The sequence below is a fragment of the Actinophytocola sp. genome (genome assembly GCF_009379765.1).
In the GTDB taxonomy this organism is placed as follows: domain Bacteria; phylum Actinomycetota; class Actinomycetes; order Mycobacteriales; family Pseudonocardiaceae; genus Actinophytocola.
On sequence record NZ_WHTD01000201.1, the window covers coordinates 1 to 14,321 of the forward strand.

General features: G+C 72.3%; 13 protein-coding genes. 7 read left to right on the top strand and 6 right to left on the bottom strand.

The window, feature by feature from the left end:
• From GEV28_RS37915 to GEV28_RS37935, 5 genes are all read left to right on the top strand, one after another.
• A partial coding sequence (locus tag GEV28_RS37915) for a TRCF domain-containing protein (protein WP_367115275.1) occupies window positions 1-870 on the top strand: 870 nt, incomplete at its 5' end.
• A 24-nt stretch (window positions 871-894) separates the two neighbouring features.
• Window positions 895-1,899 carry a SurA N-terminal domain-containing protein gene (locus GEV28_RS37920; RefSeq protein ID WP_291418444.1) on the top strand — a complete coding sequence of 335 codons (1,005 nt, stop codon included), beginning with the start codon at window positions 895-897 and terminating at the stop codon, window positions 1,897-1,899.
• A gap of 18 nt (window positions 1,900-1,917) precedes the next feature.
• Window positions 1,918-2,874, top strand: coding sequence for a MazG family protein (locus tag GEV28_RS37925; protein ID WP_291418446.1), 957 nt, complete (start codon window positions 1,918-1,920; stop codon window positions 2,872-2,874).
• A gap of 282 nt (window positions 2,875-3,156) precedes the next feature.
• Window positions 3,157-4,509: a hypothetical protein gene (locus GEV28_RS37930; protein WP_291418448.1), complete on the top strand. Its 1,353-nt coding sequence runs from the start codon at window positions 3,157-3,159 to the stop codon at window positions 4,507-4,509.
• A 722-nt stretch (window positions 4,510-5,231) separates the two neighbouring features.
• Window positions 5,232-6,377 carry a PDZ domain-containing protein gene (locus GEV28_RS37935; RefSeq protein WP_291418463.1) on the top strand — a complete coding sequence of 382 codons (1,146 nt, stop codon included), beginning with the start codon at window positions 5,232-5,234 and terminating at the stop codon, window positions 6,375-6,377.
• Between the two features lie 18 nt (window positions 6,378-6,395).
• On the opposite strand, the gene GEV28_RS37940 is transcribed toward GEV28_RS37935, so the two are convergent.
• Window positions 6,396-7,427: a hypothetical protein gene (locus GEV28_RS37940; protein WP_291418450.1), complete on the bottom strand. Its 1,032-nt coding sequence runs from the start codon at window positions 7,425-7,427 to the stop codon at window positions 6,396-6,398.
• On the opposite strand from GEV28_RS37940, the gene GEV28_RS37945 reads away from it, so the two are divergent.
• Window positions 7,412-8,539 (top strand): methyltransferase, encoded by a 1,128-nt coding sequence (locus tag GEV28_RS37945; RefSeq protein ID WP_291418453.1) that lies wholly within the window; start codon window positions 7,412-7,414, stop codon window positions 8,537-8,539. The genes GEV28_RS37940 and GEV28_RS37945 overlap by 16 nt on opposite strands.
• A 6-nt stretch (window positions 8,540-8,545) precedes the next feature.
• On the opposite strand, the gene efeB is transcribed toward GEV28_RS37945, so the two are convergent.
• Genes efeB through efeU form a run of 3 tightly spaced genes read right to left on the bottom strand, consistent with a single transcriptional unit; the run spans window position 8,546 to window position 11,807 of the window.
• Complete coding sequence (efeB, locus tag GEV28_RS37950; RefSeq protein WP_291418455.1) at window positions 8,546-9,811, bottom strand: iron uptake transporter deferrochelatase/peroxidase subunit; 1,266 nt, start codon at window positions 9,809-9,811, stop codon at window positions 8,546-8,548.
• On the bottom strand, window positions 9,808-10,944 hold the full coding sequence (gene efeO / locus GEV28_RS37955) for an iron uptake system protein EfeO (protein ID WP_291418465.1): 1,137 nt from the start codon (window positions 10,942-10,944) through the stop codon (window positions 9,808-9,810). The genes efeB and efeO overlap by 4 nt, the downstream gene beginning before the upstream one ends.
• Window positions 10,944-11,807, bottom strand: a complete 864-nt coding sequence (gene efeU / locus GEV28_RS37960) for an iron uptake transporter permease EfeU (RefSeq protein ID WP_291418457.1) — start codon at window positions 11,805-11,807, stop codon at window positions 10,944-10,946. The genes efeO and efeU overlap by 1 nt, the downstream gene beginning before the upstream one ends.
• A 226-nt stretch (window positions 11,808-12,033) precedes the next feature.
• On the opposite strand from efeU, the gene GEV28_RS37965 reads away from it, so the two are divergent.
• Window positions 12,034-12,891, top strand: coding sequence for a lytic transglycosylase domain-containing protein (locus GEV28_RS37965; protein WP_291418458.1), 858 nt, complete (start codon window positions 12,034-12,036; stop codon window positions 12,889-12,891).
• A gap of 237 nt (window positions 12,892-13,128) precedes the next feature.
• Here the strand turns inward: GEV28_RS37965 and GEV28_RS37970 are convergent, their stop codons facing one another.
• Together GEV28_RS37970 and GEV28_RS37975 are read right to left on the bottom strand one after the other, a co-directional pair.
• Window positions 13,129-13,590: an Imm1 family immunity protein gene (locus GEV28_RS37970; protein WP_291418460.1), complete on the bottom strand. Its 462-nt coding sequence runs from the start codon at window positions 13,588-13,590 to the stop codon at window positions 13,129-13,131.
• A 1-nt stretch (window position 13,591) separates the two neighbouring features.
• Window positions 13,592-14,137: a DddA-like double-stranded DNA deaminase toxin gene (locus tag GEV28_RS37975; protein WP_291418461.1), complete on the bottom strand. Its 546-nt coding sequence runs from the start codon at window positions 14,135-14,137 to the stop codon at window positions 13,592-13,594.
• Between the last annotated feature and the right edge of the window lie 184 nt (window positions 14,138-14,321).

A 14,321-nucleotide genomic window follows, 5' to 3' on the forward strand; every position in this document is an offset into this window, starting at 1 on the left:
AGCGGACTGGACATCCCGAACGCCAACACCATGTTCATCGACCAGGCCGACATCTACGGACTGGCCGACCTGCACCAGCTTCGCGGCCGGGTCGGGCGCACCAAGGTCCGCGCCTACGCTTACCTGATCGTGGATGCGCATAAGCTGGTGACGCCGAACGCTCAGAAGCGGCTCAAGACCATCGAGGAGTTCACCGAACTCGGCGCCGGCTTCAAGATCGCCATGCGCGACCTGGAGATCCGCGGCGCCGGCAACATCCTCGGCGCCGAGCAGTCCGGGCACATCGCGGGCGTCGGCTTCGACCTCTACGTCCGGCTCGTCGGCGAGGCTGTCGAGGCGTTCCGCAAGCACGCGGGCGCCGAGCCGGGCGAGGAGGAGCAAGAGCTCGCCGAGGTCCGGGTGGACCTGCCCGTCGACGCGCACATCCCGCACGACTACGTGCCGGGCGAGCGGCTGCGCCTGGAGGCCTACCGCAAGCTCGCCGCCGCGGCCGACGCCGAGGGGCTCGCCGCGGTGGCGGAGGAGCTCGAGGACCGCTACGGCAAACCGCCGCTGCCGGTGCAGCGGCTGTTCGCGGTGGCGACGTTCCGGCAGACCTGCCGCCGGCACGGCGTCACCGAGGTGTCCACCCAGGGCAACCTCGTCCGGTTCGCGCCGCTGGCCCTGCGCGACTCCCAGCTGGTGCGGCTCAAGCGCCTGCACCCCAAGGCCAACTACAAGGCGGTCACCAACCTGGTGTCCGTGCCGCGGCCCACCGAAGGTGCCGCGGGGGGCCGGATCGGCGCCCCGCAGCTGCGGGACACGGCGCTGCTCGACTGGTGTGCGAACCTGCTCGACTCGTTGGAGATCGCCCCAGCACCGGTCGGGTGAACCGCTGTGAGAGGCTTGGCAGCCGTGACGACTGCCAAGCTGCGTCCCGCCGGTCTGATTGTCGTGTTGACCTCGCTGGTCATGGCGCTCACCGCGTGTGGTTCCGGGCCGAGCCAGGTCAACTCCGCCGTGATCATCGATGGCAGGTCGATCTCGGTGGACGACGTGCAGGCCATCCTCGACAAGGTGGTGAAGGAGCAGCCGGCCGCGCGACCGCTGGCCCAGCAGCACAAGCTGGACCTGGTCGCCCGCGAGGCGCTCGGCCAGCTGGTCGTGCACGAGCTGGTCACCAAGGTCGCCCGCGAGGAGAACATCACCGCGAGCCGCGACGACGTGGCCGCGGCGATGGACCAGGACCCGTTCGGCAAGGAGGTGCCCACCGACGGCAGCGTGCCGCCGGAGGCGCTGGCCGCGCAGCTGGTGTACCGGGCGCGCGACCTGCGTGACACGGTCACCGACCAGATCCTGCTGGCCCAGCTCGCCGACAAGCAGCTCGACGGGCTCAAGGTCACGATGGACTACACGACCATCGCCTCCGACGACGCGGGTGCCGCGCCGGAGTCGATGAAGGAGAAGGCCGAGGCGAAGGCGCACGAGTTCGCCGACGACCCGGACAAGGTGGCCGAGCTGATCGCCGCGGACGCCGACGCCGGCATGGACGCCAAGGTCGCCGGGGAGTTCCTCGCCGGCCAGCTGGACCCGACGCTGGCGTCGAGCGTGATGTTCGGTGCGAGTGAGGGCTCGGTGGTCGCCTTCCAGCCGTCGGCCGACCAGGCGTTCTGGGTGGTCGGGCTCATCCGCTCGCGCGAGACGGACGCCACGGGCCAGGCCACGCAGCCGCCGCAGGTCAGCGCCGACCAGATCGTCGCGATCGGTCGCCGGCTGCTGCAGCCGACGGCCGACCGGTCCGACATCCGGATCAGCCCGCGCTACGGCGTGTGGGACCCGTCCGCGATGGGCGTGGCGCCGAGCGAGGCCGAGACGGCCGGCGTGGTGCTGCCCCCGGCGGACGCCGACACCCAGCAGTGACCCCGTGACGCCGATCCCATGACGGCCGATCCCATGGCGTCGCCGCCGTCCGGGACGGTCGTCGTGCTCGTCGCCCGGGACCAGGTGCCGGCGGCGGCCGTGCCGCTGCTGCGGTCCGCCACCGAGGTCTACGCGACCGCCGGGGTGGGCCTCGACCTGCCGAAGGTGCCCGACTCGCTCCCGGACCCGGTGGTGCTGGTCACCGACGACCTCGACGATCCGGCGGCGACCGCGCTGCTCGCTCGCGGGGCGCCGGTGATCGCCGCGCCCCGGCCGGTCGGTGCCGGTCTGCTGGCCGCGGTCGCGGTGATGGACCGGTTGCGCTCGCCGGGTGGCTGCCCGTGGGACGCCGAGCAGACCCACGACTCGCTGCGCCAGTATCTGGTGGAGGAGTGCTTCGAGCTGCTCGAGGCCATCGAGGACGGTGACCGCGCGGCGCTGCGCGAGGAGCTCGGCGACGTGCTGCTGCAGGTGCTGTTCCACGCCCGGGTCGCCCAGGAGGACGCCGCCGACCCGTTCTCGGTCGACGACGTGGCGGCGGGCCTGGTCGCCAAGCTCGTCGGCCGCCACCCGAACGTGTTCGCCGGCGGCGACCCGGCGGTGCGCGACGCCGGCACCCAGCAGATCCGCTGGGAGGAGCACAAGCAGGCGGAGAAGCGCCGCGAGTCCAGTGTGGACGGAGTGGCGACGGGCCAGCCCGCCCTGGCTCTCGCCGCGAAGCTGGCGCAGCGCACCGCCCGCGCCGGCGTGCCCGAGGACCTGCTGCCGCGCAACGGCGACACCGGCTCGCGCCTGTTCGACCTGGCCGCCCTGGCCAAACGCGCAGGCGACGACCCGGAGGGCGAGCTGCGCGCGGTGTCCCGCCGCTTCGCCGAGGACGTGCGCACGGCGGAGCGGGCCGCCCGCGAGGCAGGCGTGGACCCCTCGACGATGCCCCCCGACACCTGGCGCCACTTCTGGCCCCGAACCCCCTGACCCGACCCGACCCCGACCCCCGCGAGTCCAACCCCCAGAACCCGCGAGTCCAACGCTCCGAACCCGCGAGTCCAACCCCCAGGACCCGCGAGTCCAACCCCCCAGGACCCGCGAGTCCAACGTTCCGGACCCGCGAGTCCAACGCGCGGGACCCGCGAATGGGGGGACTCGCCCTTCGCGAGTGGGGGACTCGCGGGTCGTTCGGGTTGGACTCGCGGGGCGTTGGGGCACAACATCAAATCTTCGCCGCGGAACGTCGGCGGTCGCGGCTAACGTGGCGGCGTGACCGACTCCTACCTCCGCTACCCCCACCTGCACGGCGATCTGGTGACCTTCGTCGCCGAGGACGACGTGTGGCTGGCTCCCATCGACGGCGGCCGCGCCTGGCGGGTGTCCGCCGACCAGGCCGGAGCGAGCTCGCCGCGGTTCTCCCCGGACGGCAGCCAACTCGCCTGGACCAGCTGGCGCGACGTCGAGCCGGAGGTGCACCTGGCCCCGACCGACGGCGGCCCCAGCCGGCGCCTCACCTACTGGGGCGACGTCAACACCGAGGTCATCGGCTGGGCCGGCGACGGCTCCGTGCTCGCCACCAGCTCCGTCGGCCAGCCGTCGATCCGCCGCAGCTGGGTCCACGAGATCGCGGCCGACGGCAGCGGGTCGCGCCGGCTGTCCTACGGTCCGGTCGGCGGCCTCGCCTTCGGCCCCGACGGCGCGGTCCTGCTGCTCGGCGCGTTCTCCCGCGAGCCCGCGTGGTGGAAGCGCTACCGCGGCGGCACCGCCGGCAAGCTGTGGCTGGACGCGGACGGCGACGGGGAGTTCGTCCGCTTCCAGGCCGAGCTCGACGGCAACCTGTCCGCGCCGATGTGGGTGGGGGACCGGCTCGCCTTCCTGTCCGACCACGAGGGCGTCGCCGACCTGTACTCCTGCGCCCCGGACGGCACCGACCTGCGCCGCCACCAGGTGCCCGGCGAGTTCTACGCGCGCAACGCCACCACCGACGGCACCCGGGTGATCTTCCACCGCGCCGGCCGGCTGTGGCTCGTCGACGGGCTGGACGCCGAACCGCGCGAGCTCGACGTCCGGCTCGGCGGCCGCGCAGCGCCCGCGCGCCCTACCCGGTGCGGGCCGCCGACGAGCTGGGCGAGATCGGCCCCGACCACAGCGGGCGGGGCAGCGCGGTCGAGGTGCGCGGCACCGTCCACTGGCTCACCCACCGCGACGGCCCGGTCCGGGTGCTCGCCGCCGAGCCGGGCGTGCGGGCCCGGCTGCCGCGCACGCTCGGCGAGCAGGTCGTCTGGGTCACCGACGCCGACGGCGAGGACGCGCTGGAGATCGCGCCGGTCGACGGGGTCGCCGAGGGCTCGACGCCGCGGCGGATCGGGTCCGGGCAGCTGGGCCGGGTGCTCGAGCTGGCCGCGTCCCCGGACGGCCGGCGCGTCGCGGTCGCCACCCACGACGGCAGGCTGCTGCTGGTCGACGCTGCCGCCGGCGAGCTGCGCGAGGTCACCCGCAGCGAGGACGGCGACCCGTGCGACCTCGCGTTCTCCCCCGACTCCGGCTGGCTGGCCTGGTCGCACCCGGGGCCGATCCCGTTGCGGCACATCAGGATGGCCAGCACCACCGACCTGTCCATAGTGGACGTCACGCCGATCCGGTTCGTCGACACCGACCCGGTGTTCACCGTCGACGGCAAGCACGTGGCGTTCCTGTCCGCGCGCAGCTTCGACCCGGTCTACGACGTGCACGTGTTCGACATCTCCTTCCCCAACGGGTCCCGGCCGCACCTGGTGCCGCTGGCCGCCACCACGCCGTCGCCGTTCTCGCCGCAGCTGCGCGGGCGCCCGGTGGAGGACGAGGACAAGGACAAGGACAAGGACAAGCACGACGGCGGCCACGACAGCGGGGACGGCGCCGACGACGGCCCGCCGCGCACCGAGGTCGACCTCGACGGCCTGGCCGAGCGGGTCGTGCCGGTGCCGGTGCCGGCCGCGCGGTACGCCACCCTGCACGCGACCAAGGGCGGCCTGGTGTGGCTGCGCAACCCGCTGTCCGGCGTGCTCGGCGACGACGGCGACCTCGACGACGACGACGCGGGGCGCGCGGTGCTCGAGCGCTACGACTTCGCCAAGCGCAAGCTCGAGGTGCTGACCGAGGGCGTCGACGCCGTGTGGGTCAGCGGCGACGGCGAGCGGCTGCTGGTGCGCGACGGGCGCAGCCTGCGGGTGCAGGCGGCCGACCGGAAGTCCGACGGCGACTCGGACTCCGCCGACGACGTGCAGGTGGACCTGTCCCGGGTGCGGGTGCAGGTCGACCCGGGCGCGGAGTGGCGCCAGTCGTTCGACGAGGCGTGGCGGCTGATGCGCGACCACTTCTGGCGCGCGGACATGGGCGGCGTCGACTGGGCCGCGGTACGCGAGCGGTACCGGCCGCTGGTCGACGCGGTCGGCTCGCACGACGAGCTGGTCGACCTGCTGTGGGAGCTGCAGGGCGAGCTGGGCACCTCGCACGCGTACGTCACCCCGCCCGGCGGCGGCTACGAGTCCGCGCGGCGGATCGGGCTCCTCGGCGCCGACATCGAGCGCGACGAGGACGGCGGGTGGCGGGTGACCCGGATCCTGCCCGGCGAGTCGTCGGACCCGCACGGCCGCTCGCCGCTGCGCGCGCCGGGCGTCGCGGTCCGGGTCGGCGACGCGATCCTGGCCGTCGACGGCCGGCCGGTGTCCTCGGCGCAAGGACCGGGCCCGTTGCTTGCCGGCACCGCGGACAAGCCGGTGGAGCTGCGCATCGGCCCGGCGGGCGGCGGCCCGGCGCGCAGCGTCGTGGTCGTGCCGCTGCTGGACGACATGCTGCTGCGCTACCACGACTGGGTGGCCGGCAGGCGGGCGCACGTGCACGAGGCGAGCGAGGGCCGGATCGGCTACCTGCACGTGCCGGACATGGTGGCCACCGGGTGGGCGCAGCTGCACCGGGACCTGAGACTCGAGATCCAGCGCGAGGCGCTCATCGTCGACGTCCGGGAGAACCGCGGCGGCCACCTGTCCCAGCTGGTGGTCGAGAAGCTGGGGCGCACGATCATCGGCTGGCAGGTGAGCCGCAACGGCCACCGCGCGGAGAGCTACCCCGGCGACGCGCCACGCGGCCCGGTCATCGCGGTCGCCAACGAGTTCTCCGGCTCGGACGGCGACATCGTCAACGCCGCGATCAAGACTCTCGGCATCGGCCCGGTGGTCGGCGTCCGGACGTGGGGCGGCGTCATTGGCATCGACATGCGCTACCACCTGGTCGACGGCACGCTGGTCACCCAGCCGAGGTACGCGACGTGGCTGCGCGGCCCCGGCTGGGGCGTGGAGAACTACGGCGTCGACCCGGACGTGGAGGTGGTGATGACCCCACGGGACCACGCCGAGGGCCGGGACCCCCAGCTGGACACGGCGGTCCGCCTGGCCCTGGAGGCACTGGCGCGGACGCCCGCCGCGACGCCGCCGGAGCTGCCCCCGCTGTAGCCGTCCGCGTCGGACGCGTCAGCCCCGGTAGCGGTCGGCCAGGGCGGCGAACGCGGCGTTGGGCTCCCACGCCATGTCCGGGTAGCTGTCGTCGAGCCGGTCCTCGAGCACCTTGACGACGCCGTAGCCGGCCATGTCGAAGTCGGTGCGCGGGTCGTCGCGGTGCGGCAGGTCGTAGCGGGCGAACGTGTTCACGACCGCGGTGTCCACGCCCTCGGCGGCGAAGATGTCCAGCAGCTCGCGCAGGTACGTCGCCTGCTCGTCCTCGTCGCGGACGGGATCGCCGGTCAGCCGGGCCGGCGTGCCGTCCTCGTTCCATTCGACGATCGAGTCGCCGCGGCCGCCCAGGTCGGCCGCCCCGCGGTGGGTCGTGCAGCCGAACTCGATGATCGCGACCGGCTTGCCCTGCGCGACGAGGGCGCGGATGCCGTCCCGGTACCCCTCGGCGACCTCGACCGACCGGTAGCCGGCGTCGGTCGAGACGAGGTCGAACGGGGTCCAGTCGACGCCTTCGAACGGGAGCGAGGCGTAGCTGACCCGCCCGCCGAACCGCTCCCGGGCCGGCGCGACCGCCGTGCGGAGGAAGTCGTCGACGCGCTCCCGGACGCCGGGCAGCAGCTCGCGCAGCCGCTGGGGTGTCGCCAGCAGGCCGACGCTCTCGGCGAGGGTGTCGCCGGGCATGAACCCGACGTTGAACAAGCTCAGCTCGGAGCCGGTGAGGAGCACGACCTCGGCACCCCGCCGCCGTAGCCGCTCGGCCCGCTCGGCCCGCTCGGCGCAGTCGACCACGACGTCGAGCAGCGCGTCGATCGTCAGGCCGCAGGTGAACGGCGAGAGCCACACCTCCAGGCCGGCGTCGGCGGCGAGGGTGGCGGCGATCTCCAGCCGGTCCGCGTCGCCGCCGGTGAGCCGGGCGGCGGTGCAGTGGAGGTCCGCGCGGACGACCCGCAGCTCGCGCCGGACGACCTCGGGGTCGAGGTGTCGGCGGGTGGTGTTGCGCCGCGCTCGGCGGCGCCGCGTACCGGCGGCTGGCCGTGGCCCGGCTGCCACCCGACACCGGCGAGCTGCGCGGCGACGTGCTGGCGCTGCTGCGCCGGATGAACCGCGACCTGGGCTCGCCCAGGGGGGCCATGGTCCTGGTGCGCAACGAGCTCGTCACCCGAGGGGTCGCCTCGGTGCCCGACGGCGTCCTCGTCGAGATCGTCGACGAGGTGCACCTGCCGCTGGGTGCGGGCGCGCGGCGGGCGGCGCGTCGACGGGTGACTCACCGGGACCGGTGGACAAGATCCGGTGGGTCTGGCTCCATGGAGCGCATGACGACCTTCGACGCCGAGACCCGGCGGATGATCGACGCCAACCGGGCCAACTGGGACGCCCGTACCCCCATCCACGCGGCCAGCGCCTTCTACGGGCTCGACGGCAGCCGGCCCGCCGCGGGCTGGTTCGCCGACTACGAGTGGGACGACCTCGGCCCGCTGGCCGGCCTCGACCTGCTGCACCTGCAGTGCCACCTCGGCACCGAGACCATCGCGCTGGCCGAGACGGGGGCGCGGACGGTCGGGCTCGACATCTCCGGCGCGTCGGTGCGCGAGGCGCGTGGGCTGGCCGCCGACCGCGGCCTGGCGATCGACTACGTCCAGGCCGACGTGCACGACGCGGTCGCCGCGCTCGGCGGCCGGACCTTCGACGTCGTCTACACCGGCAAGGGCGCGCTCTGCTACCTGCCCGACCTCGACCGCTGGGCCGGCGTCGTCGCCGACCTGCTGCGGCCCTGCGGCTCGCTGTACGTCGTCGAGTTCCACCCGCTGCTCTACGCGCTCGGCGTCGTCCCGCCCGCGGACGGCAGCGAGGAGCTGCGCGTCCGCGGCGACTTCCTCGCCGGCCGCGGCGCCGAGGAACGGGACGCGACCCGCACCTACACCGACGGCCCGGCCCTCACCGAGGCCACCGTCGCCTACGAGTGGCGCCACGACGTCGGCGAGGTCGTCACCGCGCTCACCGGCGCCGGGCTGGGCATCGACCGGCTGCGCGAGGACCGCCGGCTGCCCTGGCCCCGCTGGTCCACGATGGTCCGGGACGCCGACGGCTGGTTCGCCCTTCCCGCGGACGCGCCGCTGATTCCGCTGCTCTACGCGCTGAAGGCCACCAAACCCGCGCGCTGACCCGGCTCAGCCGAACAGGGTGTCGCCCCAGTAGCCGCCGCGCGCGACGCCCGGCGGGACCGCGAACAGGCCGGAGCCGTTGTGCTCCACGTACTCCATCATCTTGTCCTTTGTGGACAAAGCCTGCTGCATCGGCACGAACTGCTCGTGCGCGTCGCGCATGAAGGCCACGAAGAACAGGCCGGCGTCGAGGTGGCCGAGGCCGTCCGTGCCGTCGGTGAAGTTGTAGCCGCGGCGCAGGATCCGCACCCCGCCCAGCGACTCCTTCGCCGCCAGCCGGATGTGCGCGATCGGCGGGATCAGCGGGACGCCGCCCTCGCCGCCGACGGTGAAGTCCGGCTCGTCGAACTCCTTGAGCTGGCCGAGCGGCGCACCCTCGCCCTTGCCCCGGCCGATGATGTCCTCCTGGTCGAACAGCGGCGTCCGGTCCCAGATCTCGATGTGCATCCGGATCCGCCGCGCCACGAGGTAGGTCCCGCCGACCAGCCAGTCCGGGCCGTCCCCGGGCTGGACCCACACGTGCTCGTCCAGCTCGGCGGGCTCCTCGGCCTTGAGGTTGCGCGTGCCGTCCTTGAAACCGAACAGGTTCCGCGGCGTCGCCTGCGAGCGCGTGGTCGACGACGTGCGGCCGAAGCCGAGCTGCGACCAGCGCACCACGACCTTGCCGAACCCGATCCGCACCAGGTTGCGGATCGCGTGCACCGCCACCTGCGGGTCGTTCGCGCACGCCTGGATGCAGATGTCGCCGCCGGACCGCGCCGGGTCGAGGTCGTCGCCCGGGAAGTGGGGCAGCTCCCGCAACGCCGCCGGCTTCTTCGACGCCAGCCCGAACCGGCCGTCGAACAGCGACGGGCCGAAGCCGATCGTCACGGTCAGCGCCGACGCCGGCAGGTCCAGCGCCTCGCCGGTGTCCTTCGGCGCTCCGGCCCGCGGGCCGCCGACCGCGCCGTTCTCGACCGCCTCGAGGCCGCGGGTCATCCGCGCCGCCGCATCGGTCCAGTCCGCGAGCAGTTGCGCCAGCTCGTCGCGCGAGGTCGTGCGCACGTCCAGCGCGACGAAGTGCATCCGGTCCTGCGCAGGCGTGATGATCCCCGCCTGGCGCCCGCCGTGGAAGGGCACCGACGCGGCCGACTCGGCGGCGTTCGCCACCGAGTCCGCGCCGAGCGACCGGTCGGCGAGGACCCCGGCCGCCGCGCCGACCCCGACCGCGGCGGCGCCGGCTCCGGCGACGCCGAGCAGGCGCCGCCGGGAGATGTGGGTCGAGTCGGTCACTGGCCGGCCACCACCTCGGCGACCTGGCTGATCGGCTCACCGAGCGCGTCGACCACCTCGGACATCTCCTTGACGTCGGCCGGCGTCAGCTCGGTGTACAGCGTGAAGTCGTCGCCCTTGCGGTGCTTCTCCAGCAGCGCGTCCACCGCGTCGAACCGCTCGTCCAAGGTGGACAGGAGCTCGGGGTCGCGCTCCTCGATCACCGGGCGCAACGCCGCGATGGCCGCCTGCGAGCCGTCCACATTGGAGCGGAAGTCCCACAGGTCGGTGTGCGAGTAGCGGTCCTCCTCGCCGGTGATCTTGCCGGTGGCGACCTCGTCCAGCAGCTCCTTGGCGCCGTTGGCCAGCTGCAGCGGGGTCAGCTCGACGGCCTTCGCCCGGCTCGCCAGGTCCTCGATGTCGGCCATCAGCCGGTCGGCGATCGAGGACGAGTCGGCCTGCAGGCCGGTGACCCAGAGGTCCTTCTCCAGCCGGTGGAAGCCGGTGAACTCCATGCCCTCCTCGAGGCCGTCCTCGCGGGCGTCGATCTTCGGGTCGATGTCGCCGAAGCTCTCGGCCACCGGCTCGATCCGCTCCCAGTAGATCCGGGTCACCGGGAACAGCGCCTTGGCCTCGTCGACCTTCTCGGCCTTGACCGCGGCCACGAACTCCTCGGTCTTGGTCACCAGCGCGTCGGTCTGGGAGTTCACGTACCGCTGGTAGCTCTTGGTGGCCTCGGCGAGCTTGGTGTCGGTGTCGACCTGCTTGTCGGCCTGGCCGGAGACGGTGAACGCGCCGCGGATGCCGTCGCCGCGCATGCCCGGCTTGCACGCGGTCTCGTAGTCGCCGCCCTCGGCCACCTCGACGATGAGCCGCCGGGTCAGGCCGGGCGTGATGTTCTCGACCTCGCCCATGATCCGGTCGCCCTCGGCGTAGAGGTAGAACTCGGTGACCCGGCTGCCGTTGTTGGTCACCTCGAAGGTGATCGTGCCGGCGTCGGCGTCGGTCCGCGCCACCGCGCAGGAGTCGTCGCCGGCGTCGACGGCGATCGCGCCACCCGACTCCTCCTCAGGGGTCTGGGTGCCGCAGCCGGTCAGCGCGGCCACCGTGGCGAGACCGACGCCTGCGAGCGCGACGCGGACGGATGTCGAGATCACTGGTTCTCCTTGACAGAGCTGGCCGGCACGGGCGCCGGACGTGCGGGGGCCGCGGTTTCCTTGGGCGGCATGAGGAAAAGTGTCAGCACGACGGCGACGTAGGCGACCCAGGCGATCGCCTGCAGCACGGTGGTCTGGGCGGAGTAGTTGAGAAGGCCCTTGAGCAGCGCGCCGTACCAGGAGTCCTCGGGCATGGGCCCGGACAGGTCGAAGGCCAGCGTGTTCAGGCCGGGCAGGACCCGGGCCTCCTGCAGGTCGTGCAGCCCGTAGGCGAGGATGCCGGCGGCGACGAACACCAGCAGGATGCCGGTGATCTGGAAGAACTTGCCGAGGTTGAACCTGACCGCGCCGCGGTAGATCAGCCAGCCCAGCACGATCGCGACCGTGATGCCCACGACGAAGCCGATCAGCGGCTGATGGGTGCCGCGCTCGGCGGTGCGTACGTTGGCGTAGAAGAACGCCATCGTCTCCAGGCCCTCGCGACCCACGGCCAGCAGCGCCATCACGACGACCGCGACGGGACCCAGCTCGACCGCGGCGGACAGCTTCCCGCGCAGCTCCGTGGAGATCGTCCTGGCGGTGGCGCGCATCCAGAAGATCATCCATGTGACGAAGCCCACCGCGATGATCGACAGCGAGCCGCCCACGATCTCCTGCTGCTCGAACCGCAGCTCACCTATGGTGTACGCGATCACGGTGCCGATCGCGACACACAGCAGCAGCGCCGCGCCGACCCCGGTCCAGACCCACTTGAGCGAGCTCCGCCTGCCGGTCTTGACCAGGAACGCGATGAGGATGCTGACGACCAGGGCGGCCTCCAGGCCCTCCCTGAGACCGATCAGCGCGCTGCTGAACAGCACGTCCGCCTCCTCATGTTGGGTTGCCTAACCTTGCAGAACATTAGGTAAGGCTCACCTGCAAAGTCCAGTCGAGGTGTCCGATGCAACCAATCCGCAAACCAATCAGCCCGTTATGGGCTGTTTGCGCAGGTTGGCAGCAGTGAAGAAGCGACATACCGGATCGCTTCGGCGGGCAGGTCCGTCATCCCGAACACAGCCTTCGGAATCGATACGTAGCCTGGATCGGGTGGCCGTACCCCCAACTCCTCCGTCGACCACGCTTGTCGAGCCGCCGTCCTCGCCACCGCCGCCGCGCCGCCGAGTCGTCTGGCCGTTCTTCCTCGTCGCCGCGCTGGTCGCGGCCGTGGTCGCGGTCGTGATCGGGCTCGACGAGCCGGATGACCGGCCGCCCCCGCCGATGGCCGTGCCGGACTTCCCGGTGCCCGAGCTGGAGGTCCCACCGGGGAGCGCCGTGCCGCACGGGGCGGCCATCGCGCCGGGTGCCGCACACGACGCGACCCGGCCGACCACCGCGGCGGTCCGGGACTGGGCCACGACACTCGCGGAGAAGACCCAGATCCCGCAGCGGAGCCTCGTCGCCTACGCGGAGGCGGAGCTGGCGGTCCGGACGTCGGCGCCGGCGTGCGGGCTGAGCTGGGCCACGCTCGCCGGCGTCGGTCGGGTCGAGTCGCACCACGGCCGCTACGGCGGCTCCGACATCGGCGCGGACGGCCGCCTGACGCCGCCGATCATCGGCATCCCGCTGGACGGCTCCCCGGGTGTGCGCGCGATTCCGGACACCGACGGCGGCCGCCTCGACGGTGACTCGCGGTGGGACCGCGCGGTGGGCGCGATGCAGTTCCTGCCGGCGACCTGGCAGCGGTGGGGCGCCCGAGCCATCGCCGACGGCCGGCCGCCGGATCCCCAGAACGTCGACGACGCGGCCCTGTCCGCGGCCCGCTACCTGTGCGCGAGCGGTGGCGACCTGTCCACCGCCGAGGGCTGGTGGCGCGCGGTCATGGCCTACAACGGCTCGGTGACCTACGGCCAGAACGTCTTCAGCGGCGCCGACGCCTACGCCAAAGCCGCCGCCCAGCTCCGCTGACCCCGCGAGTCCAACGTTCGGGTACCGCGAGTCCAACGTTCGGAACGTGCGCGAATGTTGGACTCACTGGTCCGGAAGGTTGGACTCGCGGGTCTTGAGTGTTGGATTCGAGAACCGACAAGCCCCTGACCTGCCGAAACAAGATCGAATGGCCTCTGACATGCACAGATGACCCGTGGTCGTTGGTGGTTGTTTGGGGTCAGCGGTCACCCTCGCGTGTACCCGATGCGTACCGAGTCAGACCCACTCCACCGGAGTCCACCGCGCGGCGGTCGGTCGTTGGCCGGTCGTCGCATAGTCCTCGGCGATCTGGCGAAGTCGATCGATGGGGAGTAGTGCAGTGGCCGGGAGCGATACCCGGTCGGGGTCCCATGGGTCGTAGATGACCTCTGGTGGGTCGGTGGGTGGCTGGTCGGCTTGCGCCAACCATGCCCCTGCCGGTCCATGCTCGGTGTCGCCGTTGGTGTAGTGCGCGGCACCCATGCCGCCGTTGTAGACGATCTTGAGTTGGTGGCCGGGGTACTCGTTGGCCTCACCCCCGGCCTGCCGGTCCCAGACGTAGAACAGGACGTGCCCGCTGTCCTGCCCGAGTAGATCCTGGATGATCTGGTGTCGCTCGGTGTCGGTGCTGGCGTAGTGCCAGGGGCGGAACGCGCCTCCGGAGATGGCGGACAGGACGCGGGGGGCGACGGTGGTCACGTCATGCCTCCTGTCCGGTAAACGTTGCTGGTTTGTTCATCCCCGGCCACCATACGGTCAGTGTGTAGCCGGCCGGCAGCACGACACCGAGCACGGCTTGGCAGGAGAAGGGGCCGGGGCATGGCCCTTCCTCGTTGTTGATCACGGCCACGACGGTGGTCACTTCCGTCTCGCGCATGATCATCGCGATCTTGGTCTCTACGTGGGTGATGGCCGGGTGGCGCCCGACCGGGGGAAAGCTCACCTTGCCCGATGACCGTAGTAGGGCCTCGATACGGTCAGAGATCTCCTCGTGGCCGCTGGTGATCCTGTGTTGGGTGCCGTCTGGGTCGTAGTACAGGCCGGTGGTGAGCTTGGCGTCCTTGATCGTCTCGCCGCGCTCCGCTGCCCACGCGGCATCGGTGGCGGCGGCTGTGATGTCATCCGGGCACGCGTCGCCGCTGTCGGCCTGTGCTTGCGGCAACCAGGACGGCACGTAGCTGCACGCGAACCGGCCGCAGCTCGGGGCGTAGACGAAGTTCAGCAGGAACCAGAGCAAGGCGACCATGACCAGGATGCCGGTCAGTGAGGAGAGCGTCTTGCCGGCTGGTCTCAGCCTGGATCCACCGCGCGGATTGTCACCGGGAGTGTGTCGTGACAGCAGAAGTGCCCTTTGACCTGGGAGAATCGGAGTTGCTGACACCCCGATACCCATAGCCGAAAGGGCACTTCGTAGATGCGATTGTTGCATA

What these genes read in the sequence shown, in the direction of transcription:
- GEV28_RS37925 (WP_291418446.1), top strand. Translation starts at nt 1,918, where the DNA reads ATGACGGCCGATCCCATGGCGTCGCCGCCGTCCGGGACGGTCGTCGTG.
- GEV28_RS37935 (WP_291418463.1), top strand. Translation starts at nt 5,232, where the DNA reads ATGCGCGACCACTTCTGGCGCGCGGACATGGGCGGCGTCGACTGGGCC.
- GEV28_RS37975 (WP_291418461.1), bottom strand. Translation starts at nt 14,137, where the DNA reads ATGGTCGCCTTGCTCTGGTTCCTGCTGAACTTCGTCTACGCCCCGAGC.